General features: G+C 68.6%; 21 protein-coding genes. 9 read left to right on the forward strand and 12 right to left on the reverse strand.

The window, feature by feature from the left end; genetic code table 11:
* Positions 1 to 44 precede the first annotated feature (44 nt).
* On the reverse strand, positions 45 to 701 hold the full coding sequence (locus ACGHC0_RS13645; protein ID WP_368351512.1) for an RlmE family RNA methyltransferase: 657 nt from the start codon (positions 699 to 701) through the stop codon (positions 45 to 47).
* A gap of 21 nt (positions 702 to 722) precedes the next feature.
* Here ACGHC0_RS13645 and ACGHC0_RS13650 point away from each other — a divergent pair, with 21 nt between their 5' ends.
* Both ACGHC0_RS13650 and ACGHC0_RS13655 read left to right on the forward strand, forming a co-directional pair.
* The gene (locus ACGHC0_RS13650) at positions 723 to 1,199 is read left to right on the forward strand and encodes a YhbY family RNA-binding protein (RefSeq protein WP_415265851.1); all 477 of its coding nucleotides are present in this window, start codon (positions 723 to 725) and stop codon (positions 1,197 to 1,199) included.
* A gap of 18 nt (positions 1,200 to 1,217) precedes the next feature.
* The gene (locus tag ACGHC0_RS13655) at positions 1,218 to 1,991 is read left to right on the forward strand and encodes a glycosyltransferase (protein WP_415265852.1); all 774 of its coding nucleotides are present in this window, start codon (positions 1,218 to 1,220) and stop codon (positions 1,989 to 1,991) included.
* A 57-nt stretch (positions 1,992 to 2,048) separates the two neighbouring features.
* Here ACGHC0_RS13655 and ACGHC0_RS13660 read toward each other — a convergent pair whose 3' ends face one another.
* The 8 genes from ACGHC0_RS13660 to ACGHC0_RS13695 all read right to left on the reverse strand — a co-directional run bounded on the left by ACGHC0_RS13660 (position 2,049) and on the right by ACGHC0_RS13695 (position 12,749).
* Entirely contained in the window at positions 2,049 to 2,459 is a 411-nt protein-coding gene (locus tag ACGHC0_RS13660) for a DUF4149 domain-containing protein (protein WP_368351515.1), read from the reverse strand.
* Positions 2,460 to 2,491: 32 nt separating this feature from the next.
* On the reverse strand, positions 2,492 to 2,968 hold the full coding sequence (gene greA / locus ACGHC0_RS13665; RefSeq protein WP_415265853.1) for a transcription elongation factor GreA: 477 nt from the start codon (positions 2,966 to 2,968) through the stop codon (positions 2,492 to 2,494).
* Between the two features lie 217 nt (positions 2,969 to 3,185).
* On the reverse strand, positions 3,186 to 6,446 hold the full coding sequence (gene carB, locus ACGHC0_RS13670; protein WP_368351517.1) for a carbamoyl-phosphate synthase large subunit: 3,261 nt from the start codon (positions 6,444 to 6,446) through the stop codon (positions 3,186 to 3,188).
* Positions 6,446 to 7,609, reverse strand: a complete 1,164-nt coding sequence (gene carA / locus ACGHC0_RS13675; protein WP_368351518.1) for a glutamine-hydrolyzing carbamoyl-phosphate synthase small subunit — start codon at positions 7,607 to 7,609, stop codon at positions 6,446 to 6,448. Before carA ends, carB begins: the two co-directional genes overlap by 1 nt.
* A 170-nt stretch (positions 7,610 to 7,779) precedes the next feature.
* Entirely contained in the window at positions 7,780 to 8,355 is a 576-nt protein-coding gene (locus ACGHC0_RS13680) for a hypothetical protein (protein WP_368351519.1), read from the reverse strand.
* 203 nt (positions 8,356 to 8,558) lie between these two features.
* Positions 8,559 to 10,022: a D-serine/D-alanine/glycine transporter gene (gene cycA, locus ACGHC0_RS13685; protein ID WP_415265854.1), complete on the reverse strand. Its 1,464-nt coding sequence runs from the start codon at positions 10,020 to 10,022 to the stop codon at positions 8,559 to 8,561.
* Positions 10,023 to 10,218: 196 nt separating this feature from the next.
* Positions 10,219 to 11,538: an ATP-grasp domain-containing protein gene (locus ACGHC0_RS13690; RefSeq protein ID WP_415265855.1), complete on the reverse strand. Its 1,320-nt coding sequence runs from the start codon at positions 11,536 to 11,538 to the stop codon at positions 10,219 to 10,221.
* 323 nt (positions 11,539 to 11,861) lie between these two features.
* On the reverse strand, positions 11,862 to 12,749 hold the full coding sequence (locus ACGHC0_RS13695) for a LysR family transcriptional regulator (RefSeq protein WP_415265856.1): 888 nt from the start codon (positions 12,747 to 12,749) through the stop codon (positions 11,862 to 11,864).
* Positions 12,750 to 12,912: 163 nt separating this feature from the next.
* On the opposite strand from ACGHC0_RS13695, the gene ACGHC0_RS13700 reads away from it, so the two are divergent.
* The 7 genes from ACGHC0_RS13700 (at position 12,913) to ACGHC0_RS13730 (ending at position 20,655) form a co-directional block, all read left to right on the forward strand.
* On the forward strand, positions 12,913 to 14,436 hold the full coding sequence (locus tag ACGHC0_RS13700; RefSeq protein WP_368351523.1) for a CoA-acylating methylmalonate-semialdehyde dehydrogenase: 1,524 nt from the start codon (positions 12,913 to 12,915) through the stop codon (positions 14,434 to 14,436).
* 72 nt (positions 14,437 to 14,508) lie between these two features.
* Positions 14,509 to 14,931 carry a lysozyme inhibitor LprI family protein gene (locus tag ACGHC0_RS13705; RefSeq protein WP_415265857.1) on the forward strand — a complete coding sequence of 141 codons (423 nt, stop codon included), beginning with the start codon at positions 14,509 to 14,511 and terminating at the stop codon, positions 14,929 to 14,931.
* 71 nt (positions 14,932 to 15,002) lie between these two features.
* Positions 15,003 to 16,169 (forward strand): acyl-CoA dehydrogenase family protein, encoded by a 1,167-nt coding sequence (locus tag ACGHC0_RS13710; RefSeq protein WP_415265858.1) that lies wholly within the window; start codon positions 15,003 to 15,005, stop codon positions 16,167 to 16,169.
* A 33-nt stretch (positions 16,170 to 16,202) separates the two neighbouring features.
* On the forward strand, positions 16,203 to 16,652 hold the full coding sequence (locus tag ACGHC0_RS13715; protein WP_415265859.1) for a TfoX/Sxy family protein: 450 nt from the start codon (positions 16,203 to 16,205) through the stop codon (positions 16,650 to 16,652).
* Positions 16,653 to 16,710: 58 nt separating this feature from the next.
* The gene (gene mmsB / locus ACGHC0_RS13720; protein ID WP_368351527.1) at positions 16,711 to 17,610 is read left to right on the forward strand and encodes a 3-hydroxyisobutyrate dehydrogenase; all 900 of its coding nucleotides are present in this window, start codon (positions 16,711 to 16,713) and stop codon (positions 17,608 to 17,610) included.
* 157 nt (positions 17,611 to 17,767) lie between these two features.
* Positions 17,768 to 18,487, forward strand: a complete 720-nt coding sequence (locus ACGHC0_RS13725) for a superoxide dismutase family protein (protein ID WP_368351528.1) — start codon at positions 17,768 to 17,770, stop codon at positions 18,485 to 18,487.
* A 5-nt stretch (positions 18,488 to 18,492) separates the two neighbouring features.
* On the forward strand, positions 18,493 to 20,655 hold the full coding sequence (locus ACGHC0_RS13730; protein ID WP_415265860.1) for a TonB-dependent receptor family protein: 2,163 nt from the start codon (positions 18,493 to 18,495) through the stop codon (positions 20,653 to 20,655).
* Positions 20,656 to 20,668: 13 nt separating this feature from the next.
* Here the strand turns inward: ACGHC0_RS13730 and ACGHC0_RS13735 are convergent, their stop codons facing one another.
* From ACGHC0_RS13735 to ACGHC0_RS13745, 3 genes are all read right to left on the reverse strand, one after another.
* Positions 20,669 to 21,664, reverse strand: a complete 996-nt coding sequence (locus tag ACGHC0_RS13735; protein ID WP_368351530.1) for a Bug family tripartite tricarboxylate transporter substrate binding protein — start codon at positions 21,662 to 21,664, stop codon at positions 20,669 to 20,671.
* A gap of 73 nt (positions 21,665 to 21,737) precedes the next feature.
* Complete coding sequence (garD, locus tag ACGHC0_RS13740; protein WP_415265861.1) at positions 21,738 to 23,294, reverse strand: galactarate dehydratase; 1,557 nt, start codon at positions 23,292 to 23,294, stop codon at positions 21,738 to 21,740.
* A gap of 13 nt (positions 23,295 to 23,307) precedes the next feature.
* Positions 23,308 to 24,603, reverse strand: coding sequence for a TRAP transporter large permease (locus ACGHC0_RS13745; protein ID WP_107160104.1), 1,296 nt, complete (start codon positions 24,601 to 24,603; stop codon positions 23,308 to 23,310).
* Positions 24,604 to 24,605: the final 2 nt, after the last annotated feature.

Consider the following 24,605-nt stretch of genomic DNA (forward strand, 5'->3'; position numbering starts at 1 on the left):
GCGGCATGGCCGCCTGCACGGGGGCGGGAAAAATTCCCGCCGGGTTATTTGCGCAAACCCATTCCGACGAGAAAGGTTTCGGACGATTTGTCGCGCGATGCCTTGGGCTTCATCGGTTTGACAGTACGGAAGTGTTCCTTGAAAAGCTGCACCAGCTGGGCGTATCCGCTGCCGTGGAAGAGTTTCACCACCAGCGCACCGTCCGGCTTGAGATGCTGCTGCGCGAAATCCACCGCCAGCTCGATCAGGTGGGCGATTCGCACGGCATCGACCGACTCCACGCCCGACAGGTTGGGTGCCATGTCCGACACCACCACGTCCACCGGCCGGCCCTGCACGGCCTCCTGCAGCCGCGCGAGCACGTCTTCCTCGCGGAAGTCGCCCTGCAGGAAGGTGACGCCCTCGATCGGCTCCATGGGGAGGATGTCGAGCGCGATGAGCGTGCCGTTGAGCTGGCCGGTGGCCGCGCCGGCGGGCGCCATGCGCCTGCGCAGGTACTGGCTCCAGGCGCCAGGCGCGGAACCGAGATCGACCACCACCTGGCCCGGGCGAATGAGCCCGAGCGTTTCGTCGATCTCCTTGAGCTTGTAGGCGGCGCGTGCGCGGTAGCCCTCTTTCTGGGCGAGCTTGACGTAGGTGTCGTTGACGTGGTCATGGAGCCACGCCTTGTTCACCTTCTTGCTTTTCGTGTTGGCTTTCATCCTGCCTCGATAATACGGCCCATGCCCCAAATCCAATTGACCCCCGCGGAGCGCCGGGAACACCGCGCCAACGCCCACCACCTGGACCCCGTGGTGATGATCGGCGGCGACGGCCTCACCGCAGCGGTCCAGAAAGAGGTCGATGCCGCGCTGTCGGCCCACGGCCTCATCAAGGTGCGCATTCTCGGTGACGACCGGGCCGCGCGCGACCAGATCTACCAGCAGCTGGCCGATGAATTGAATGCCGCGCCGATCCAGCACATCGGCAAGCTCATCGTGCTCTGGCGCCCCCCGGCGAAGAAGGCCAGGGCGATCGACGAAGACCGCATGCCCGGCCCGCGGGACGTGAAGGTCCTCAAATTCAGCAAGCGCGGCGGCCAGCGGCCGGAAGTGAAGCAGCTGCGCGTGCTCGGCAACCAGCGCCTGACGCCCGGCGGCCAGATCAAGCGCGCCAAGAAGCCGAAGCAGACCTCCGTGAAGAAGCGGCAGGCGGATTGATGCAGGGGAACTGACGCGATGGGCACGGATACCGGCGCCGCGCAGGTGCAGGGGTTGGCACATGCCCCCCAGCGCCACATCCTCTGCATGAAGTGGGGCACGAAGTACGGACCGGAATACGTGAACCGGCTGTACGCCATGGTGCGCCGGCATCTCTCGGGCCCGTTCCGCTTCATCTGCCTGACGGACGATTCCCGGGGCATCCGGCAGGAGGTGGAGTGCTTTCCCATTCCCGCGCTCGAGCTGCCTGCGGGCATCCCGGAGCGCGGCTGGACCAAGCTGGCCACCTTCCACCCCGAGCTGTACGGGCTGCGCGGTACGGCGCTGTTCCTCGACGTGGACGTGGTGGTGGTCGGCCCGCTGGACGATTTCTTCACCCAGCCGGGCGAGTTCGTCATCATCCACGACTACAAGCGACCCTGGCGGATCACCGGCAATTCATCCGTCTATCGGTTCGAGATCGGCGCGCACCCGGGCGTGCTGGAGTATTTTCGCGAGAACTTCGAATCGATCCGCGCGCAATTCCGCAACGAACAGGCCTACCTGTCGGATTTCCTGCACCGCCAGGGCAAGCTCAGCTACTGGCCCGCGGCCTGGTGCCCGAGCTTCAAGTACCACAGCATTCCGCGCTGGCCTGCCAACTACTGGCGGCCACCGGCGATTCCGCCCGGTGCGCGCGTGGTGATCTTCCACGGGGAATGCAATCCGCCGGACGCCCTCGCAGGCCGGCGCAACCGCCGGTTCCGCCATATCGAGCCCACGCCCTGGGTGGCGGAGCACTGGCGGGAGTGACGCCACGGCAGGCGCGTCCGTCGGCCGCCCTGCCTGCGATGCGCGGGCCGGTACGTTCTAGCGCGGCGCGGAAGCGCGCCACAGCACCCGCAGGGCGCACAGCCACTGCAGGGCATACATCACCGTTCCCACGCTGTGCCACAGCTTGAGCTGGGTGCGTGCCACGATGCGCGGCGCCACGCCGTACTGCACGAGCAAGGCCAGCAGCAGGCCGCCGATGATCCAGGGCATCGCCTCCCTGGCCCAGGCCTCCTGCGGCGCGTCGCCCCTGCGCTGCGATGCCAGGAGCAGGCCCATGCCGCAGGCGGCGGAAACGAAGGTCTGCGCCTCGAACAGGCGGGCCGCCATGTTCCCGGCCATGGCGGGCGTCGGCAGGTGCGCGAACAGCATGGGCACGGCCAGGAAGCCGATCGCGGAAAGGCTGCCCCACCACAGGGCGGCCAGCAGGATGGGCAGGCGGTGGCGCATGGCGTGCTCGGCGGCGCGGGGAACCGTGTCGCTTACTGGTAGCGGACGGCCACGACCTCGTAGCGGCGCAGGCCGCCGGGTGCCTGCACTTCGGCCGTATCGCCCTCTTCCTTACCGATGAGCGCGCGTGCGATCGGGCTGGACACGTTGATCAGGCCCTGCTTGAGGTCCGCCTCGTCCTCGCCCACGATCTGGTAGGTCACCTGGTCGCCGGACTCCTCGTCCTCGAGATCGACCGTGGCACCGAACACCACCCTGCCGCCTGCGTCCAGTTGCGCGGGATCGATCACCTGCGCGGCGGACAGCTTGCCCTCCACCTCCTGTATGCGGCCCTCGATGAAGCCCTGGCGGTCCTTGGCGGCTTCGTACTCGGCGTTTTCGCTCAGATCGCCCTGCGCGCGGGCTTCCGCGATGGCATTGATGACGGCGGGCCGCTCGACGGTCTTCAGGCGGTGCAGCTCCTCCTTGAGCTTTTCGGCGCCGCGCTTGGTGATGGGAATGGTGGCCATTGAATCAGTCTCCACGTTCAACTCATGCCGCGCGCACGCGCGGCCTACCGGCGCAGCAGACCGCGGATGGGTTTGGCTGCGCCCCAAAAGCAAACCGCCGCGCGTTGCCGCGCGGCGGTCTTGAATAGGTCACCGGCAAATTATGCCGGTTTTTCATGCCCGCACGCACCTGGAGCCGCACGGTGCAGGCCCGTGCGGGACAGGCGTGCGGACGGCGTCACGCGGCGGTCAGCTGCGCATGCAGTTCCTGCACCGAATACACGTCCAGGTTCTGCAGGTGCTTCATGCCTTCCACGGCCGCTTCCGCGCCGAAGATGGTCGTGAACGTGGTCACGCGCGCCAGCAGCGAGCTGGTGCGGATCGCGCGGGAGTCGGCGATCGCGTTGCGGCGCTCCTCCACCGTGTTGATGACCATCACGATCTCGTCGTTCTTGATCATGTCCACGATGTGGGGACGGCCTTCCGTGACCTTGTTGACCACCTTCACCGGCACGCCGGCATCGGAAATCGCCGCGGCCGTGCCCTTGGTGGCCACGAGGTCGAAACCCATGGCGGCGAGTTCGCGGGCGATCGCCACGGCGCGCGGCTTGTCGCTGTTCTTCACCGTCAGGAACACCCTGCCCGAAGTGGGCAGCTTGGTGCCGGCACCGAGCTGGCTCTTGACGAAGGCTTCGCCGAAGGTCTTGCCCACGCCCATCACCTCGCCGGTGGACTTCATCTCGGGGCCGAGGATGGTGTCCACGCCCGGGAACTTCACGAACGGGAACACCGCTTCCTTCACGCTGAAGTACGGCGGCGTCACCTCTTCGGTGATGCCCTGGGATGCGAGCGACTGGCCGGCCATGCAGCGCGCGGCCACCTTCGCCAGCTGGATGCCCGTGGCCTTGGAGACGAACGGCACCGTGCGCGAGGCGCGGGGGTTCACTTCCAGCACGTAGATCACGTCCTGCCTGGTGCCGTTCTCTTCACGCTCCTGGATGGCGAACTGCACGTTCATCAGGCCCACCACGCTCAGGCCCTCGGCCATGGCGGCGGTCTGGCGCTTGAGCTCGTCCACCGTGGCCTTGGAGAGGTAGTACGGCGGCAGCGAGCAGGCGGAGTCGCCCGAGTGCACGCCGGCCTGCTCGATGTGTTCCATCACGCCGCCGATGAACACCTTGCCTTCGGGGTCGCGCAGGCAGTCCACGTCGCACTCGATCGCATCGTTCAGGAAGCGGTCCAGCAGCACCGGGGAATCATTGCTCACCTTGACGGCCTCGCGCATGTAGCGCTCGAGGTCGCGCTGCTCGTGCACGATCTCCATCGCACGGCCGCCCAGCACGTAGCTGGGACGCACCACGAGCGGGTAGCCCAGGGTGGCGGCCTTCTCCAGCGCCTCGGCTTCGGTGCGGGCCGTGGCGTTGGGCGGCTGGCGCAGGCCGAGGTCGCCCAGCAGCTTCTGGAACCGCTCGCGGTCTTCCGCGGCGTCGATCATGTCGGGGCTGGTGCCGATGATCGGCACGCCCTCGGCCTCCAGGCCCAGCGCGAGCTTCAGCGGCGTCTGGCCGCCGTACTGCACGATCACGCCGGTGGGCTTTTCCTTGTCCACGATCTCGAGCACGTCCTCGAGCGTGAGCGGCTCGAAGTACAGGCGGTCGGAGGTGTCGTAGTCGGTGGACACCGTCTCGGGGTTGCAGTTGACCATGATGGTCTCGTAGCCGTCCTCGCGCATGGCGAGCGCGGCGTGCACGCAGCAGTAGTCGAACTCGATGCCCTGGCCGATGCGGTTCGGCCCGCCGCCCAGCACCATGATCTTCTTCTTCGAAGACGGCGCGGCCTCGCACTCTTCCTCGTAGGTCGAGTACATGTAGGCGGTGTTGGTGGGAAACTCGGCGGCGCAGGTGTCCACGCGCTTGTACACGGGGCGCACGTTCAGCGCGCGGCGCGCCTCGCGCACGGCCTTCTCGCTGGTCTTGAGCAGCTTGGCCAGGCGGCGGTCGGAGAAGCCCTTCTTCTTGAGCACGCGCAGCGTGTCGGCGTCCAGCGCGGCCAGCGCGCCCTCGCCCTTCTCGTCGTAGAGCCGGTCGAGGTCGAGCTCGATCTTCACGATCTCCTCGATCTGCACCAGGAACCACTTGTCGATCTTGGTGAGGTCATGCACCTCGTCCACCGACAGGCCCATGGCGAAGGCATCGCCCACGTACCAGATGCGCTCGGGGCCGGGCTCGCCCAGTTCCTTTTCGAGCAGCTCGCGGTCCTGGGTCTTCTCGTTCATGCCGTCCACGCCGACTTCCAGGCCGCGCAGGGCTTTCTGGAAGGACTCCTGGAAGGTGCGGCCCATGGCCATCACCTCGCCCACGGACTTCATCTGCGTGGTCAGGCGGCTGTCGGCCGCGGGGAACTTCTCGAACGCGAAACGCGGGATCTTGGTCACCACGTAGTCGATCGAGGGCTCGAACGAGGCCGGCGTCGCGCCGCCGGTGATGTCGTTGCGCAGCTCGTCGAGCGTATAGCCCACGGCCAGCTTGGCGGCCACTTTGGCGATCGGGAAACCCGTGGCCTTGGAGGCCAGCGCCGATGAGCGCGACACGCGCGGGTTCATCTCGATGACGATCATGCGGCCGTCCTTCGGATTCACCGAGAACTGCACGTTGGAGCCGCCCGTGTCCACGCCGATCTCGCGCAGCACCGCGAGCGAGGCGTTGCGCATGATCTGGTATTCCTTGTCGGTGAGCGTCTGCGCGGGCGCCACGGTGATCGAGTCGCCCGTGTGCACGCCCATCGGGTCCAGGTTCTCGATGGAGCAGACGATGATGCAGTTGTCCTTCTTGTCGCGGACCACTTCCATCTCGTACTCTTTCCAGCCGAGCAGCGATTCCTCGATCAGCAGCTCGTTGGTGGGCGAGGCTTCCAGGCCGCGCTTGCAGATGGTCTCGAACTCTTCCGGGTTGTAGGCGATGCCGCCGCCGGTGCCGCCCAGCGTGAAGCTGGGACGGATCACCGTGGGGAAGCCCACGCTGCGCTGCACGGCCCAGGCCTCGTCCATCGAGTGGGCGATGCCGGAGCGGGCGGAGCCCAGGCCGATGCGGGTCATCGCGTCCTTGAACTTCAGGCGGTCCTCGGCCTTGTCGATGGCCTCGGGGGTGGCGCCGATCAGCTCCACCTTGTACTTGTGCAGCACGCCGTTGCGCCACAGGTCGAGCGCGCAGTTGAGCGCGGTCTGGCCGCCCATGGTGGGCAGGATGGCGTCCGGGCGCTCCTTGGCGATGATCTTCTCGACCGTCTGCCAGGTGATGGGCTCGATGTAGGTGACGTCGGCCGTGGCCGGATCGGTCATGATCGTGGCGGGGTTGCTGTTGATCAGGATGACCTTGTAGCCCTCTTCGCGCAGCGCCTTGCAGGCCTGCACGCCGGAGTAGTCGAACTCGCAGGCCTGGCCGATGATGATCGGGCCGGCGCCGATGATGAGGATCGATTTGAGGTCGGTGCGCTTTGGCATTACTTCTTCTCCATCAGCGCGGTGAAGCGGTCGAACAGGTAGGCGATATCGTGCGGGCCGGGCGAGGCTTCCGGGTGCCCCTGGAAGCAGAACGCAGGCTGGTCGGTGCGCTCCAGGCCCTGCAGCGTGCCGTCGAACAGGCTCACGTGGGTGGCGCGCAGGTTGGCGGGCAGCGAATCGGCCTCCACGGCGAAGCCGTGGTTCTGGCTGGTGATGCTCACGCGGCCGTTGTCCAGGTCCTTCACGGGATGGTTGGCGCCGTGGTGGCTGTTGTCCATCTTGAAGGTCTTCGCGCCGCTCGCCAGGGCCATGATCTGGTGGCCCAGGCAGATGCCGAAGGTGGGCACGCCGGCATCGATGATCTGGCGCGTGGCCTCGATGGCGTAGTCGCAGGGTTCCGGATCGCCGGGGCCGTTGGACAGGAACACGCCGTCCGGGCGCATCGCGAGCACGTCGGCGGCCGGGGTCTTCGCCGGCACCACGGTGAGCTTGCAGCCCCGCTCGGCCAGCATGCGCAGGATGTTCTTCTTCACGCCGTAGTCGTACGCCACCACGTGGAAGCGGGGAGCCTCCTGCCGGCCGTAGCCTTCGCCGAGCTTCCACTCGGTCTGCTCCCAGACGTAGGAAGACGGCGTGCTCACCACCTGGGCGAGGTCCAGGCCCTTCATGCTGGGCGCCGCCTTGGCGGCCGCCAGGGCTTCGTCGATGCGCGCCTGCGTCACCGCCTCGCCGGCCGCCAGGCCCAGGATCGCGCCGTTCTGCGCACCCTTGTCGCGCAGCAGGCGGGTGAGCTTGCGGGTGTCGATGTCGGCGATGGCCACCGTGCTCCCGCGCACGAGGTATTGCGACAGCGTTTCGGTGCTGCGGAAATTGCTGGCCAGCAGGGGCAGGTCCTTGATGATGAGACCTGCGGCATGGATCTTGTCGGCCTCGACGTCCTCCGTGTTGACACCGTAGTTGCCGATGTGCGGATACGTCAGCGTGACGATCTGCTGGCAATAGCTGGGGTCGGTGAGGATTTCCTGGTAGCCGGTGATGGCGGTGTTGAACACCACTTCACCGACCGTGGTGCCGGTGGCACCGATCGAGCGACCAATAAAGACCGTGCCGTCTGCGAGCGCCAGGATGGCGGGAGGGAAGGTTCCCTTGAGAGACAAAAGCACTGGGTTCTCCGGATGGTTACGGGTCGCCCGGAGCCCTCGGGATGGACCTGAGGACTGCTCTTTATGGAAGGATTGCTTTGGTTGCGGCCGGGCGACGTTTTTGCGGGAAAGCCTCCAATTGTAGCCTCACCCGGGTGCCGCGGGAGGCTGCAGGCCAATCCCCGCCACCTTCAGAGGATGTTGCGCGGGCGCCGGGACATGTCCGCGAACGCGGTGGTCAGTGCGCTGAACTCGTTGGCGCCCACCGTGCCGTCGGCATTGCCTGCGGCGCCGCGGTCGAGCAGCTTCAGGAGGGACTGAGCGAACTCCCCCGAACCCTGCGGGCCCGCCGTCTGGGCGAGGCCCTGGAGGAATTCGTCGCGCGTGATGGTGCCGTCCTTGTCGGCGTCGAAGCCCGCCGTGAGCTGCTCCTTCTGCGCGTCCGTGGCGCCGAAGCGCGTGAGCAGCGCCTGGAAGTCTTCCTTCGGCACGGCGCGGTTGGACGACAGCGCCTGCAGCGCACCGCCGGCCGATCCGCCCGTGGCCAGCACGCCGGCCTGAGACTGTGCCGTGGACGCCATCACGCCCTGGCCGGCCAGGCGGGCGAGGCCGCCCGCATCCTGGCTCAGCGTCACGACCGCCGAGGGGTCGGGCAGGGAGGAGGTGTCGGCACCCTTGCCTGCCGGGCCGGAGGACGACCTGGACGAGGAGGCTGCGTTGTACAGCATGGACGCGACGGACGCGAGACCGGAAATGATGGGGGACATGGCCGCAGGCTCCTCAGGAATGGCGCCCGCCGCCCGGGCACCCTGCCCGGAGCGAAACCGCATGCGCTCCCGGGAAGGTTACGCAGCCTGCGGCGCGCCGATCCCCGGAAGAAGGCGGCAAGCGCCCGGCTTTTCGGACAGCGCGGCACGATGCCGCGCCCCGCGAGGGCCCGGCGCCGCCCTCTCTGGAACGCCCTGCGCGTTCAGCGGCTGGAAGCCGGTCCGGGCACCGGGCCCGGAGCCATCCCCGTGTCGCCGGCCAGCGCAGCCGCCCGGCGGGACCCGGGGCGCAGCAGGCTGTAGGCCGCCCCCAGCAGCACGAACCAGAGCGGGGTCGCGATGAGCGCCTTGCGCGTGTCCGACTCCAGCGCCAGCAGCCCCAGGATGAACACGAAGAACGCCAGGCAGGCCGCGCACATCGCCACGCCGCCGGGCATCCTGTAGATGGATGCGGCGTGCCGCTCCGGACGGTTGCGCCGGTAGGCGATATAGGACAGCAGGATCAGCGACCAGGTGAACATGAACAGGATGGCCGACACGGTGGTGACCAGGGTGAACGCTTCCACGAGGTCGGGGATCACCCACATCAGCAGGGCACCGGCCAGCAGGCAGGTGCACGAGAACAGCAGGCCGCGGGACGGAACACTCTGCTTCGACAGGTGGCGGAAGGCCCGGGGTGCATCCTCTTTCAGCGCCAGTCCGTAGAGCATGCGGCTGGTGGAGAACACGCCGCTGTTGGCCGACGAGGCGGCCGAAGTCAGCACGACGAAGTTGATGATGCCTGCAGCGGCCGGAAGCCCGGCGAGCACGAACAGTTCCACGAACGGGCTCTTGCCGGGCACGACCTCGCGCCATGGCGTGACCGCCATGATGGCGACCAGCGCCAGCACGTAGAAGACGATGATGCGCACGGGAATGGAGTTGATGGCCCGCGGCAGGCTGCGCTCCGGATCCTGCGCCTCCGCCGCGGTGGTGCCCACCAGCTCGATGCCCGAGAAGGCGAACACCGCGATCTGGAAGCCGGCGAAGAAGCCCATCAGCCCGTGCGGGAACATGCCGCCATCGTTCCAGAGGTTGCTCAGGCTGGCCTGGTGCCCCGCCGGGGCGACGAAGCCCGCGCCCACCATGTACAGGCCGGTGGCGACCAGCGCCACGATGGCGACGATCTTGACCATGGCGAACCAGAATTCGATCTCGCCGAAGAGCTTGACGGTGAGGAGGTTGAGCGACAGCAGCAGGCCGACGCAGGCCAGGGCCGGCGCCCACTGCGGAATGTGCGGAAACCAGAACTGGGTGTATGCCGATATCGCGATCACGTCGGCGATGCCCGTCACGATCCAGCAGAACCAGTAGGTCCAGCCGGTGAAGAACCCTGCCCAGGGCCCGAGCAGGTCGGCGGAAAAATCGATGAAGGACTTGTAGCGCAGGTCGGACAGCAGCAATTCGCCCATGGCGCGCATCACGAAGAACAGCACGAAGCCGATCACCATGTAGACGAACACGATGGACGGGCCCGCGAGGCTGATGGTCTTGCCGGACCCCATGAAAAGCCCGGTGCCGATCGCACCGCCGATGGCGATGAGCTGGATGTGCCGGTTGGTGAGGTTGCGCTGCAGGTGGTCGTGCCCCGCGGGGTCGTGCCCTGGGGGCGTGGCCTGAGGTGTCATTCAGGGAACTCCAATGGAAGAGACTGGGGAAACCGGCCCGCGCGCATCGCCGCTCGAGGCGGACGAAGCCGGGCAAGGGCCGGAAAGGAGCCGCCCGACAGTGCGGGCGGCGTGTGGTTCCGCTGGCCGGAAAGCGCGGATCTTAGACCCAACTCGCGCCACTTTTGCCGGCACCCGGCCGGCGGCACGCGGCAGCTCATGCGGTGGCCGGCTGCACGGCCGCGGGAACCGGGGCGGCTTCCGGCACGGCATGCGGCGCGGCGGGCTTCCATTGCACCGCCGCGAAAAGCGACTCCATCCAGGCCTGGGTTTGCGGCGGGGCCGCGGTGGCGACGATGCCTGCCAGCGGCAGTGCATCGGTCCGGTAGGTGACCCTTCCGGGCAGCGGCGCGCCTGGCGGGAGCTCGCTCCAGCCGACCACCGCGTCGCTGCGCCGGAACACGGCGATGCCCTCGAGGCCGGGATGGGTGGCGCAACCCAGGTGGTGCCCGGGCACGGCGAACCAGCCGTGCCAGCACCGCCCCGGATCGGCGAAGCCGGCCTCCCGCCCCAGGGGAGGTGCTTCGTTCTCCCCGGCCTCGCCGAGCAGCCGGTGCAGCTCCACCGACGGCAGATGGATGCCCGTGGCCCGCTCGAACGTGGCGATGCCGTGGGGGACATCGACGGGATGGTCGATCTCCAGGAAAACCAGGTCGCCACCCTGCTCGATCGCCTCCAGGTGGAAGCAGCCATCGCGCATGCCGAGCCCCTCCAGGGCGCGTGCGACCCAGTGGCGCATGCGCTCGTCCAGGGGAATGTGGATGGAACCCAGCGGCGCTCCGCGGGCATAGTCCAGGCAGGTATTGAGGTAGCGGCTGGCGGCGAGCGCGAAGACCGTGCCGCCTGCGACCACCCCGTCGAAGTGCAGGACGGGCCCTTCCACGTACTCCTCCACCTCGAAGTCACCGCAGGCGTCCACGGCCTGCAGGGCGTCCAGCCGGGGAATGCCGGAGCAGAAGCCCAGCACGGCGGCCCGGGCCTCCGAAGCGGTCGCGAAGACGGCCACGTCTTCGCTGGCCGCGCCGCTGTGGGGCTTGAGGACGGTCCGACCCTGCCAGGGAGGGCCATCCCGGCGGGCGAGGAAGGCGGGAAGGGACGCGAAGCGCGGCACGCGCAGCCCTGCGGCGGCGACGGCCTGTTTCATCCAGAGCTTGTTGCGCAGGGCCGCGACCTTCTCGGACCGGTCGCCCGGCAGGCCCAGCCATTCGCGCAGGCGGGCGGCCTCGAGGCGCTCCCCCTCCGACAGGGCGATGACCCGGTCGAACACCACGGAAGGATGGGCCGCCATCCAGGCACGCGCCTCTTCGCAGGCCCCGGCGGCGCCGGGGCGCGCGACCCTGCTGCAGCGCAGCCCCTCGGGCACCGTGTCCAGCGCCTCCACAGGACCGAAATAGGTCACGTCGTGCCGGGAATGGTCGATCCCGCGGTGGTACTCCACGTGCGGATAGGGAATGGAATGGAAGATGAGAATGTTCATGGGACCGCGATCTCGACAGCCATGGCATGCGGGCAGCGCCCCCGGCCGGGAGATGGCGACTGGCAGCGCATGCACGTCTCACACCGACCTGCGCGGCGCATGGCCCAGGCGCCGCGGCGACACGGCACGCGGCATGCTGGCGCGACGCACGCAGCAGGCTCCTTCAGGAGTGCACAGCCCCGTCAGCCGCAGCGCTTCCCCTGCCCCTACCCTCGAAATCTTCTGGAATGCAATGCAGGGATGATTGCACGCCTCCGTGCACGGACCTTGATCTGACAGGTCATGCAGACCATTAATGTTTCTTTGAATTGAAACACCCCGTATCAGGCGGGCATGAGCCTCGGAGCCTCCTGTTGGCCGACCTCCTTGAGGAAATCCCAGACGGCCTGGGTACGCGCCTGGTATTTGGCCTCGGCCGGCATGCTCATCCAGAACGTGCGGGTGAAACGTGCCTCCTCGGGCAACACGCGCTCCAGCAGTGGATCGCTGTCGGCCAGGAAAGCCGGCAGCACCCCCAGTCCGGCCCCGGCACGCACCGCCTCGCACTGCGCCGCGACGCTGGTGCTGCGGAACGCGAAGCGCTCGGGTGGCACGAGCTGGTCCAGGAACTGCAGTTCCTTGGTGAACAGCAGGTCATCCACATAGCTGACGAATGCATGGTGGCGCAGGTCCTCGCGCCGGGTGATGGCCGGCCTGCGGGCCAGATATTCCTTCTGGCCATACAGGCGCAGGGTGTAGTCCGCCAGTTTGGACACGATCACGGCGCCGCGCGTGGGCCGCTCCAGCGAAATGACGATGTCCGCCTCCCGGCGGGACAGGTGCAGCATGCGGGGCAAGGCCAGCAGGTCCACGCTGAGGTGCGGGTACTGCAGCGTCAGCCGCGCGAGGTGCGGAGCGAGCACCTGCGTGCCGAAGCCCTCCGTGGCGCCCACGCGCACGAGGCCTGCAGGACCGATGCCGCTGGGCCGCACCCGCTCGACGCCGAGCACGGCCGTCTCCATCGCCTCGACGGCCGGAAGCAGGTGCCGGCCCGCTTCGGTCAGCCGGTGCCCGCCGGCCTCGCGGGCGAACAGGGATTCGCCCATCTGTTTCTCCAGGGCCTGGATGCGGCGCGCGACGGTGGTGTGTTCCACGCCGGTTCGGCGCGCAGCGGCGGCCAGCGTGCCGGTCCGGGCCAGTTCCAGGAAATAGCGCAGGTTTTCCCAATCCATAAGGCGGTGACGTGGTGTTCGATGTGGGGATTGTGCTGTGCAATTTCGCAAAGCACCCGTGCGATTTTTCTCTATTGATCTTGCAATTTCGCACGGATAGCATGTGCCGGCGCGCTGGGCCAGCGCCGGCGCACTTATTCCAACCCCGACAGGAGACAAGCGCATGAATGCCCCCCAATCCACGGCCATACTGGCGCCCACGGTCAAGCTGCTCATCGGCGGCAAGTTCGTCGAATCCAGGACCACCCAGTGGCGCAACGTGGTGAACCCCGCCACGCAGGAAGTGCTCGCGCGCGTGCCTTTCGCCACGCCGGAAGAGATCGATGCCGCCGTGGCCTCCGGCAAGGAAGCCTTCAAGACCTGGAAGAAGACCGCCATCGGCGCCCGGGCACGCATCTTCCTGAAATACCAGCAGCTCATCCGCGAGAACATGGCCGAGCTGGCCGCACTGCTGACGGCCGAGCAGGGCAAGACCCTGCCCGATGCCGAAGGCGACGTGTTCCGCGGCCTGGAGGTGGTGGAGCATGCCAGCGCCATCGGCAACCTTCAGTTGGGCGAACTGGCCAACAACGTGGCTGGCGGCGTCGATACCTATACGCTGATGCAGCCGCTGGGGGTGTGTGCGGGCATCACGCCGTTCAACTTCCCGGCCATGATCCCGCTCTGGATGTTCCCCATGGCCATCGCCACCGGCAACACCTTCGTGCTCAAGCCCAGCGAGCAGGACCCGATGGTGACCATGCGCCTGTGCGAACTGGCGCTGGAGGCCGGCATCCCGCCCGGCGTGCTGAACGTGGTGCACGGCGGCGAGGATGCGGTGAATGCCATCTGCGACCACCCCGACATCAAGGCCATCAGCTTCGTGGGCTCGACCAAGGTCGGCACGCACGTCTACAACCGCGCCAGCCTGAACGGCAAGCGCGTGCAGTGCATGATGGGCGCGAAGAACCACGCCATCGTCATGCCCGACGCCAACAAGGAGCAGACGCTCAACGCCCTGGCCGGCGCGGCCTTCGGCGCCGCGGGCCAGCGCTGCATGGCGCTGTCGGTGGTGGTGCTGGTGGGCGAGGCGCAGCAGTGGATTCCCGACCTGGTCGCCAAGGCCAGGACGCTCAAGGTGAATGCCGGCACCGAGAAGGGCACGGACGTGGGACCGCTGGTCTCCTGCGCCGCCAGGGACCGTGTGGAGGGCCTGATCGAGCGCGGCATCGCTGACGGCGCGACGCTGGAGCTGGACGGCCGCAAGCCCCAGGTGGCGGGTTACGAGAAGGGCAACTTCGTCGGACCGACCATCTTCAGCGGCGTGAAGCCCGGCATGTCCATCTACGACCAGGAGATCTTCGGCCCCGTGCTGTGCCTGGCGGCGGCCAAGGACATCGACGAGGCGATCGAGTTCATCAACGCCAATCCGAACGGCAACGGCACCGCCATCTTCACGCAGTCGGGCGCGGCGGCGCGCAAGTTCCAGGAAGAGATCGACGTGGGCCAGGTGGGCATCAACGTGCCGATTCCCGTGCCGGTGCCGCTGTTCTCTTTCTCGGGCTCGCGCGCCTCCAAGCTCGGCGACCTGGGACCTTACGGCAAGCAGGTGGTGCTGTTCTATACCCAGACCAAGACGGTGACGGCGCGGTGGTTCGACGACAGCACGATCGGCCATGGCGTGAACACGACGATAAGCCTGAAATAACCCCCTGAGCCGCTGCGCGGCTGCCGCTGGCCTGGGCCGCACCAGTATCTGGTGCAGTGGTACAAGCGAAGGATGGACATTCTCAAGATTTGGCAACGACCGACCGAGGCATTCAGAGTCGCTGTAGCCCTCGCCGTTTTGATGTGCAGTGCCGGCGCGCATGCCCAGGCGGGTGCGGCCTGCCAGCCCGGGGGCACGGTCGCCGAAACCAATGCCTGTGCGGTGCAGGCCTGGCAGCAGGCGGATACCGCCATCGCGATCCTGTACGGCGACGTGATGCGGGCGCTGTCGGCGCACGAGCGGCCGCAGCTGCGGCAGGAGCAGGCCGCGTGGCAGCGCGAGCGCGTCACGCGGTGCAAGCAGGCGACGCGGGCGACCGAAGCGCTGCCCGAAGGGCCGCGGCTCTACCACGAGTGCCTGGCGGCTGAAACCGAATCGCGGCGCCGGGGCCTGATGCGCTGGCTGACACTGGAGCATCCATCCGCGAAACCCTAACGGGGACGGCGCATCCACGTCGCCCACCAGGACGGCAAAGACAAAACAATGAGCAGGACGAGACACGTACCATGGATTTCGAGCTGACCGAAGAACAACGCGCCTTCGCCGACACCGCCCGGGAATTCGCCCGGGCCGAACTGGCGCCCCATGCCGCGCACTGGGACGCGGAAGGCATCTTCCCGCGCGAGGCGATCGCGAAAGCCGGCGCCCTGGGCTTCTGCGGCCTCTACGCACCCGAGAACGCCGGCGGCCTCGCCCTGCCCCGGCTGGACGCCACGCTGGTGTTCGAAGAGATGGCCGCCATCGACCCCTCCACCACCGCCTTCATCACGATCCACAACATGGCGACCTGGATGCTGGGCACCTGGGCCACCGATGCGGTGCGGGACCGCTGGGGCCCGCTGCTCACCAGCGGCGAGAAGCTCGCCAGCTATTGCCTGACCGAGCCGGGCGCGGGCTCGGACGCGGCCTCGCTCAAGACACGCGCCGAGCGCGCCGGAAACGAATACGTGGTCAACGGTGCCAAGGCCTTCATCAGCGGCGCCGGCAGCACCGATGTGCTGGTGCTCATGGCCCGCACGGGCGCGCCCGATTCCGGCGCGGGAGGGATCAGCGCCTTCGCCGTGCCGGCGGATGCGGCGGGCATCCACTATGGCAGGAAGGAAGAGAAGATGGGCTGGAACAGCCAGCCCACGCGCACCATCAGTTTCGACAACGTACGCGTCCCGGCCGACCATCTGCTGGGAGCCGAGGGCGAGGGCTTCAAGATCGCCATGAAGGGCCTGGACGGGGGCCGCATCAACATCGCCACCTGTTCGGTGGGTGCGGCCCAGGGCGCGCTGAACGCCGCACGGCAATACATGCAGGACCGCAAACAGTTCGGCAAGGCCATCGCCAGCTTCCAGGCCCTGCAGTTCAAGCTGGCCGACATGGCAACCGAGCTGGTCGCCGCGCGGCAGATGGTGCGGCTGGCCGCCAGCAAACTCGATGCCGGTGCGCGCGACGCCTCCACCTACTGCGCCATGGCCAAGCGCTTCGCCACCGATGCGGGCTTCGCCGTGGTGAACGAGGCGCTGCAGTTGCACGGCGGCTATGGCTACATCCGCGAATATCCGCTGGAGCGCCTGCTGCGCGATGTGCGCGTGCACCAGATCCTGGAGGGCACGAACGAGATCATGCGCGTCATCATCGCCCGGCGCATGCTGGACGGCGACGCGCCGGACGCGATCCGCTGAGCCCTGCCGCACCATCGGTTGAAGCGCCGTCAGATGCCTGTCCGCCCCCTCTCCGACGAGACACTGCACCTCATCGATGCCGTGCGCGATGCGCTCGCGCAGCGGTGCGGCCCCACGGCAATGGAAGAACGCACGCTGTTCGGTTGCCGGGCCTTCTTCGTGGACGGCAAGCTCTGCATCGGCGTGAAAGGTGCGGAGCTGCTGGTGCGACTGCCACCGGAGCGCCACGGCGAATTCCAGGAAATGCAGAACACGCGCGAGCTCTCTCCCGGCGGCATGCAGGGCTACTTCTGGATCGAGCCGCACGGCTATGCGCGTGCCGCGCAATGGGCCTTCTGGCTGGATGAAGCCCTGGCCTACAACCCGCGCGCCAAAGCGAGCCCGAAGCGCCGCAAGACTGCCCCGACTGCGGCCCCGGCCTCGAAAGCACCGCCGGCCAAGACAGCCCCGCGGCGCCACAGCATTTTCGAGGCCGATGACTGAAGGGACGCGTCCCGTCCACCGGCCTGCACACCGATTCACCACCCCAAGGAGACAACACATGAAGATCGCATTCATCGGCCTGGGCAACATGGGCGGCCCCATGGCCCTGAACCTGCACAAAGCCGGCCATGACGTCGGCGCTTTCGACCTGTCCAGGCCCGCCTGCGACAGGCTGGCGGCCGACGGGGTGCGCATCGCCACCGATGCCGGCGCCTGCGTGGAGGGTGCCGAGGTGGTCATCAGCATGCTGCCGGCCAGCCCGCACGTGGAGGCGCTTTTCCTGGGAAGCGGCCAGCAGGCCGGCCTGCTGCCCCAGTTGCCCGCCGGCACGCTGGTGATCGACTGCTCCACCATCGCGGCGGCCACATCGCGCAAGGTGGCCGATGCCGCGCGGGAACGCGGCATCGCCTTCATCGACGCGCCCGTCTCCGGCGGCACGGGCGGTGCCATCGCCGGCACGCTGACCTTCATGGTCGGCGGGGATGCGGCCGATCTGGAACGCGCCCGCCCGGTGCTGGAGAAAATGGGCGCCAACATCTTCCACGCGGGTGGTGTGGGCGCGGGCCAGACCGCCAAGATCTGCAACAACATGCTGCTGGGCATCCTGATGGCCGGCACCAGCGAGGCCCTCGCCCTGGGCGTCGCCAACGGCCTGGACCCGGCGGTGCTGAGCGAGATCATGCGCCGCAGTTCGGGCGGCAACTGGGCCCTGGAGAAATACAACCCCTGGCCCGGCGTCATGCCCCAGGCCCCGGCGAGCAAGGACTACGCGGGAGGCTTCGGCACCGACCTGATGCTCAAGGACCTCGGGCTCGCGCAGGAGAACGCCACCGCAGTGAAAGCGGCCACACCTCTGGGGGGACTTGCGCGCAGCCTTTATGCGGCGCATAGCCTGGCCGGCCACGGCGGACTGGATTTCTCCAGTATCCTGCGGCTCGTCCGCAAATCCGGCGCCTGAGCCCCTTTCCGGGATGGCGCGGCTGCCGCTGCCGGAGGCCCAGCCGGGCTCCCCGGGCGGTTGTCCTACGCGGCAGGCGGAAATCGCGCCGCATGCTGCTCGGGTGCCGCGGCCCTGCATTGCAGGGCCTTTTGTCCTTCTACACCGACCGCCGACCATGACCCTGCACCTGTTCCGCCCGATCCCCTCCTCTCTCCGTCTCCTGCGCCCGGCCGCCGCGCTGGCGGCTGCGGGTGCCGCGCTCGCCCTCGCGGGTTGCGGTGCCCAGGGCCCGGGCCAGGCACAGGGCACGCCCGCCGCCCACGCCGTGGAAGCTGCCGGCAGCGCCACGAAGATGCCGGTACCCGGCCCGGAGCGCGCCACGGCCTCGGCCCGCCTGATGACCGCGGACGGCCAGCCTGCGGGCACGGCCGTCCTGACTGAAACGCCCAGCGGCGTGGAAATCGCCGCGCAGGTGCAGGGGCTTTCCTCCGGCCTGCACGGCTTCCACATCCACGCCAATGGCCAGTGCGCTCCCGGGCCGGATGCCGCCACCGGCAAGACCATCCCCTTTGGCGCCGCGGGCGGGCATTTCGACCCCGGCATGTCCCACCAGCACGGCCAGCCCGGAGCGCCCATCGACAAGGCCCATGCCGGCGAGTTGCCCAACATCACCGTGGGCGCGGATGGCCGCGGCACGCTGCGCTACCTGAACACCAACGTCACGCTCACCCCGGGCAAGGCTTCCATCATGGGCCGTGCCCTCGTGGTGCACGAGAAGGAAGACGACTACAAGAGCAATCCGGCCGGCAACTCCGGTGGCCGCGTCCTGTGCGGCGTGATCGAGCCGGCGCAGCCCAGCAGCGTGGTCGGCCAGGCCCCGGCGCCGCGCAGCTGATCCGCATGCGCGGCATAGCCCCTCTCCAGAACGCGGCCCTCTTCCTTTCGCCCTCCGGCCCCGCCGCCCGTGCTTCGGCGCCGGTCTGGGCGGTCGTGGCCGGCTGTGCGCTGTGGGCCGGCAGCCCGCAGGCAGCCATGGCCCAGGCCGCCGGCCCCGGCCCCGACCCCGCGCTGCCGGCCGTCGAGGTGTCCGGCGGCCAGGCGGCGGCCCAGCGCCGCTTCGATGCCGCCGCGAGCCATACGGCCATCGCCCTGGACCCTTTCACCGCCACGACGCCGCTCGTGAACCTGTCCGAACTGCTGGCCGGCCAGCCCGGCGTGGCGGTGTCCGACCGCCAGAACTACGCGCAGGATCTCCAGATCGCGGTGCGCGGCTTCGGGTCGCGCTCCACCTTCGGCGTGCGGGGCGTGCGCATCCTCGTCGATGGCATCCCGGCCACGATGCCGGACGGCCAGGGCCAGGCGGCCACGGCCCAGCTGCCATCCGCCTCGCAGGTGGAAGTACTGCGCGGGCCGCTCGCCCAGCAGTACGGCAACGCGGCGGGCGGCGTGCTGCAGGTCACCACGCGCGATCCACGGGAAGGCGGCGGGGCCTCGGCCTCGGTGGCCGCGGGGTCCTACGGCCAGCGCATGGCCGAGGCATCGTTCGACGCGGGCGACCGGACCCTGGGCGGGCTGGTGGACATCTCCCGCTTCGAGACCGACGGCTGGCGGGACCACGGCGCCGCGCGCCGCACGCACCTGAACGCCAAGGTGGTGGCACGGCCCTCCGGCGACACCCGCGTCACGGTGCTGGTGAACCTTTTCGACCAGCCGCTGGCGCAGGACCCGCTCGGCCTGACGCGCGAGCAGTGGCGGGCCGATCCCCGCCAGGCCCCGGCGGTGGCGTACAGCTTCGACACCCGCAAGACCGTGCGGCAGAACCAGCTCGGCCTGGTGGTGGAGCATGCGCTGAGCGCCACGGACAGCGTGCGCGCAAGGCTCTACGGCGGCACCCGCAGCCTGTTCCAGACCCTGTCCTTCTCCGGCGGGGCCGCCAACAGCGCCGGCGGCGTGGTGGACCTGGACCGCGACTACTACGGCCTCGGCGCCGCCTGGACGCACAGCGACCGCACTGCCGCGGGCCTGCCCTGGTCCTGGACGGTGGGGCTGGATGCCGACCGGCTCTCCGAGCACCGCCAGGGTTTCGTCAACGATACGGGCGTGCCCGGCGCGCTGCGGCGCGACGAGCAGGACCGTGCGGGCAACACCGACCTCTTCGCCCAGGTGGACGCCTGGATCGCCCCCACCGTGCGCGCGATCGCCGGGCTGCGAGCGACCCGGGTCCGGCTGGCCGTGGACGACCGCTTTCCGGCCAGCGCCGCCAACCCCGACGACAGCGGCGAGCGCACCTGGCATCGCACCAGCCCGGCCGTGGGCCTGGTCTGGGCCGCTTCGGAGCACCTGAACCTGTATGCCAATGCCGGTGGAGGCATCGAGACGCCCACGCTGGCCGAGATGGCCTACAGCCGCAGCAACAGCGGTCCGAACTACGGGCTGGAAGCCGCGCGCAACCGCCAGTTCGAGGTGGGCGCCAAATGGCAGGGCGGCGTGCACCGCCTGGAGGCCGCCTGGTTCGACGCCCGCACGCGCGGAGAGATCGTTCCCGCGGCGACGGTCAATGGCCGCACGGTGTACCAGAATGCCGACCGCGTGCGGCGCCGCGGCATGGAACTGGGCTGGAGCGCGCGCATGGGCGCCTTCGTACCGCGCGCCGCCTACACCTATCTGGACGCCTTCTTCGCCAGTCCCTACACCGGCGCGGGCGGCGTGGCGGTGCCTTCCGGCAACCGCCTGCCGGGCACGGCGCGCCACACGGCCCGCCTGTCGCTGGACTACGCGCCCGACGCACGGTGGACGCTGGGCGCCGCGGTGGACCTGTCCTCCCGGGTGCAGGCCAACGACGCCAACACCGAGGCGGCCCCCGGCTATGCCGTCGCCGGACTGCAGGCCGGCTATGGATGGAAGACCGGAGGCTCCGTGCGCTGGCAGGCCTGGGCGCGGCTGGACAACCTGTTCGACCGCCGCTACGCAGGCTCGCTGATCGTCAACGACGGCAACGGGCGCTTCTTCGAGCCCGCCGCCGGCCGTCGCATCATGGTGGGATTGCGCGCGCAGTTGCTCTGACCGCGCCCCGGCCTCAATCGGCCTTCACGTTCGCGGCCTTGATGACCTGGGCCCATTTCTCGACCTCGGCCTTCTGGAAGGCTGCGATCTGGGCGGTGGTCAGGTCCGCCGGCTCCATGCCGAAGCCCCTGAGCCGGGCCTGCATGTCGGGCTGGGCAAGGATCTTGCGGATCTCGTCGTGCAGCCGGTTGACGATGGGCGCGGGCGTTCCCGCGGGCACGAAGATCGCCTGCCAGGACACCACCTCGAAGTCCTTCAGGCTGGCCACGCCCGATTCGGCCACCGTGGGCACGTCGGGCATGGACGCCAGCCGCTTCGCCGAGGTGACGGCGATCGCGCGCAGCTTGCCGCTCTGGATGTGCGGCGCCGCGACCACGGTGGTGTCGAACATCATGTCCACCTGGCCGCCGATCACGTCCTGGATCGCAGGTCCGCTTCCTTTGTAGGGCACGTGGGTGAACTTCACGCCCGACCTGTAGGCCAGCAGTTCCAGGGCCAGATGCTGCGAGGTACCCGTGCCGGCCGAGGCCGACGAAAGCCCGCCAGGCTTGGCCTTCGCCGCCGCGAGCACGTCCTGCAGCGTCTTGTAGGGGCTGCCGGCGGCCACCACGAGCACCACAGGATTGGTGCCGATCAGCGTCACGGGCGCGAAGGATTTGACCGGGTCGTAGCCCAGCTTGGGATAGAGGCTCACGTTGATCGCGTGCGAGCTGATGGTGCCCCCCAGCAGCGTGTAGCCGTCCGGGGCGGCCCGTGCCGCGATCTCGGAACCCACGCTGCCGCCCGCCCCACCCTTGTTGTCCACGACCACCGTGGTGCCCAGGGCCGTGCCCAGCTGCTGGCTGATCAGCCGGCCCAGCGTGTCGGTCGTGCCACCCGCCGCGAACGGCACCAGGTAGGTGATGGTCTTGCCTGCGGGCCACGGCGCCTGGGCGAGGGCCGGCAAGGCGCCCAGGGCGCTACCTGCGCCGAGGGCCAGGGCATGGAGGGTGAAAGTCCTGCGCTGCATGGTGGTTGTCTCCTTGTCGTTAAAAGAATGCGAGGTGGGCGCAGCGCCCGGGCAGCCGGATGCGTCCGGTCGGTCAGGTCACGGGCGCGGGATTGAACAGCACCAGGGCGTTGGCGAGCTTCCAGTGCTCGGCCCAGGTTTTCCTGCGGCCGCTGGCCACGTCCAGCATCAGGCGGAACATCTCCCAGCCCATCTCCTCGATGCTGGCCTCGCCGTCGGCGATGCGCCCGGCGTTCACGTCCATCAGGTCGTGCCAGCGCCGCGCCAGGTCGCTGCGCGTGGCCACCTTGATGACCGGTACTTCGGCCAGCCCATAGGGCGTTCCCCGGCCGGTGGTGAAGACGTGCAGGTTCATGCCCGCGGCCACCTGCAGCGTGCCGCAGATGAAGTCGCTGGCGGGGGTGGCGGCATAGAGCAGTCCCTTCTGCCGCGCCTTCTCGCCGGGTGCCACCACGCCGCTGATGGGTGCGCTGCCACTCTTGACGATCGAGCCCATGGCCTTCTCGACGATGTTGGACAGGCCCCCTTTCTTGTTGCCCGGCGTGGTGTTGGCGCTGCGGTCCACACGGCCCTGGCTCAGGTAGGCGTCGTACCAGGCCATCTCGCGGATCATGGCTTCGGCCACCTCGGGCGACGCCGCGCGGGAGGTGAGCTGGTCGATGCCGTCGCGCACCTCGGTCACCTCGCTGAACATCACCGTGGCGCCCGCGCGCACCAGCAGGTCGGTGCAGAACCCCACGGCCGGATTGGCGGTGACACCACTGAACGCATCGCTGCCACCGCATTGCACGCCCACCACCAGCTCGCTGGCCGGCACGGTCTCGCGGCGGCGGCGGTTCAGGCGCTCCAGATGCAGTTCGGCCTGGCGCATCACCGAATCGACCATGGACATGAAGCCCACATGGGCCTCGTCCTGCAGGCAGACCACGTCGAGCGGGGCCTCCTGCAGCGTGCGTTCGTCCACCAGCGGTATGGCACCGGGCGGCAGCAGGCGCTCGGGCTGCAGCTTCTCGCAGCCCAGGCTGACCACCATCACCTCGCCGCCGAAATTCGGGTTGAGGCTGATGTTGCGCAGCGTGCGGATCGGGATCACCGCATCGGGCGCATCGATGGCCACGCCGCAACCATAGGTGTGGGCCAGGGCCACCACGTCATCAACATGCGGGTACTTCGGCAGCAGTTCCGCCTTGATGCGCTGCACGGCGAATCCGGTCACGCCGGCCACGCACTGCACGGTCTCGGTGATGGCCAGGATGTTGCGCGTACCCACCGAACCGTCGGCATTGCGGTAGCCCTCGAAGGTGTAGCCCTCCAGCGGCGGCAGGGCCGGCGGCCTGGCCGTGGCGATGGGCAGGCCTTCGAGCGAGCGCGCGTCGGGCATGTGCAGCAGCTTTTCGTGCACCCAGCTGCCGGCCGCGATCGGCCGGATGGCATAGCCGATGGGCACGTTGTAGCGCCGCACGGCACCGCCCTCGGGGATGTCCGCGAGCGCCACCTTGTGGGCCTGCGGCACGTGCTCGCGCAGCGTGATGCCCGAGGGCAGCGGCGTGCCGGCAGGCAGGCCGCCGTCGTTGGCCACGATGGCGACGTTGTCGGCATCGTGCATGCGGATGGTCAGGGGCGTCGTCATCGCAATGCGTCCCTCAGCGCACGACCATGAACATGCCGGGCAGCCAGGTCGAGAACGACGGCACGAAGGTGACCAGCGCGAGCGCGAAGATCAGCGCCCCGTAGAACGGCCAGATGGTCCGCATCACCGTACCGACCGACACCCCGCCGATCGCGCAGCCCACGAACTGGGTCGTGCCCACGGGCGGCGTGTTCAGGCCCAGCGCGCAGTTGATCAGCATCACGATGCCGAACTGCACCGAGCTCATGCCGTAGTGCTGCGCGATCGGCAGGAAGATGGGCGTGCACAGCAGGATGGTCGCCGCCATGTCCAGGAAGGTGCCCAGCACGAACAGGATGACGTTGATCAGCAGGAAGATCACCCAGGGCGTGCTGGTCACCTGGGACAGCATCTCGCCCGTCAGCTCCGCCACGCCGTAGAGGCTGATGAGATAGCCGAAGGTGCTGGAGATGCCGATCAGCAGCAGGATCACGCCCGTGGTGCGCACGGCCTTGGAGGCGGCCTTGATGAAGTGCTCCCGCGTCAAAGTGCGGTAGAGGAAGATGGTGAGCGCCAGCGCGTAGAGCACCGCCACCGCCGCCGACTCCGTCGCGGTGAAGATGCCCGAGAGGATCCCCCCCAGGATCAGCACGACGATGAAGAGGCCCGGCAGCGCCGCCGCGAACGAACGGGCCACGATGTGCCAGCCGGGAAACGTGCCCTTGGGGTAGCCGCGCTTAACGGCCACGAGATACGCCGCCGCCAGATTGCTGATCGTGAGCACCAGGGCAGGAATCAGCGCCGCGAGGATCAGCGCCGCGATCGAGACCTTGCCGCCTGCGGCGAGCGAGTAGATGATGAGGTTGTGGCTCGTCGGCATGAGCGCGCCCACCAGTGCCGCGTGCGTCGTCACGTTCACGGCGTAGTCGGCGTGGTAGCCCTCTTTCTTCATCATTGGGATCATCACCGCGCCCATCGCGGACACGTCGGCCACCGGCGAGCCCGAAACCCCGCCGAACAGCGTGCAGGCCACGACGTTGGACATGCCCAGTCCGCCGCGCACGTGGCCCACCAGGGCCCGCGCGAAGTTGACGATGCGGTCGGCGATGCCGCCATACAGCATGAGCTCGCCCGCGAAGATGAAGAACGGGATCGCCAGGAACGAGAAGATCCCCATGCCGGAGGTCATCTGCTGGAAGCCCACCTCCAGCGGCAGGCCTTCGTAGGCCAGGGTGGCCAGGGCCGAGAGGCCGATGGAGAACGCCACCGGCACGCCCAGCAGCAGGAAGAGCGTGAACGACACGCACAGGATCAGGAGTGGCACGGTCATGG

Origin of the sequence: Acidovorax sacchari (assembly GCF_042847045.1) — a bacterium.
Lineage (GTDB): Bacteria > Pseudomonadota > Gammaproteobacteria > Burkholderiales > Burkholderiaceae_C > Paracidovorax > Paracidovorax sacchari.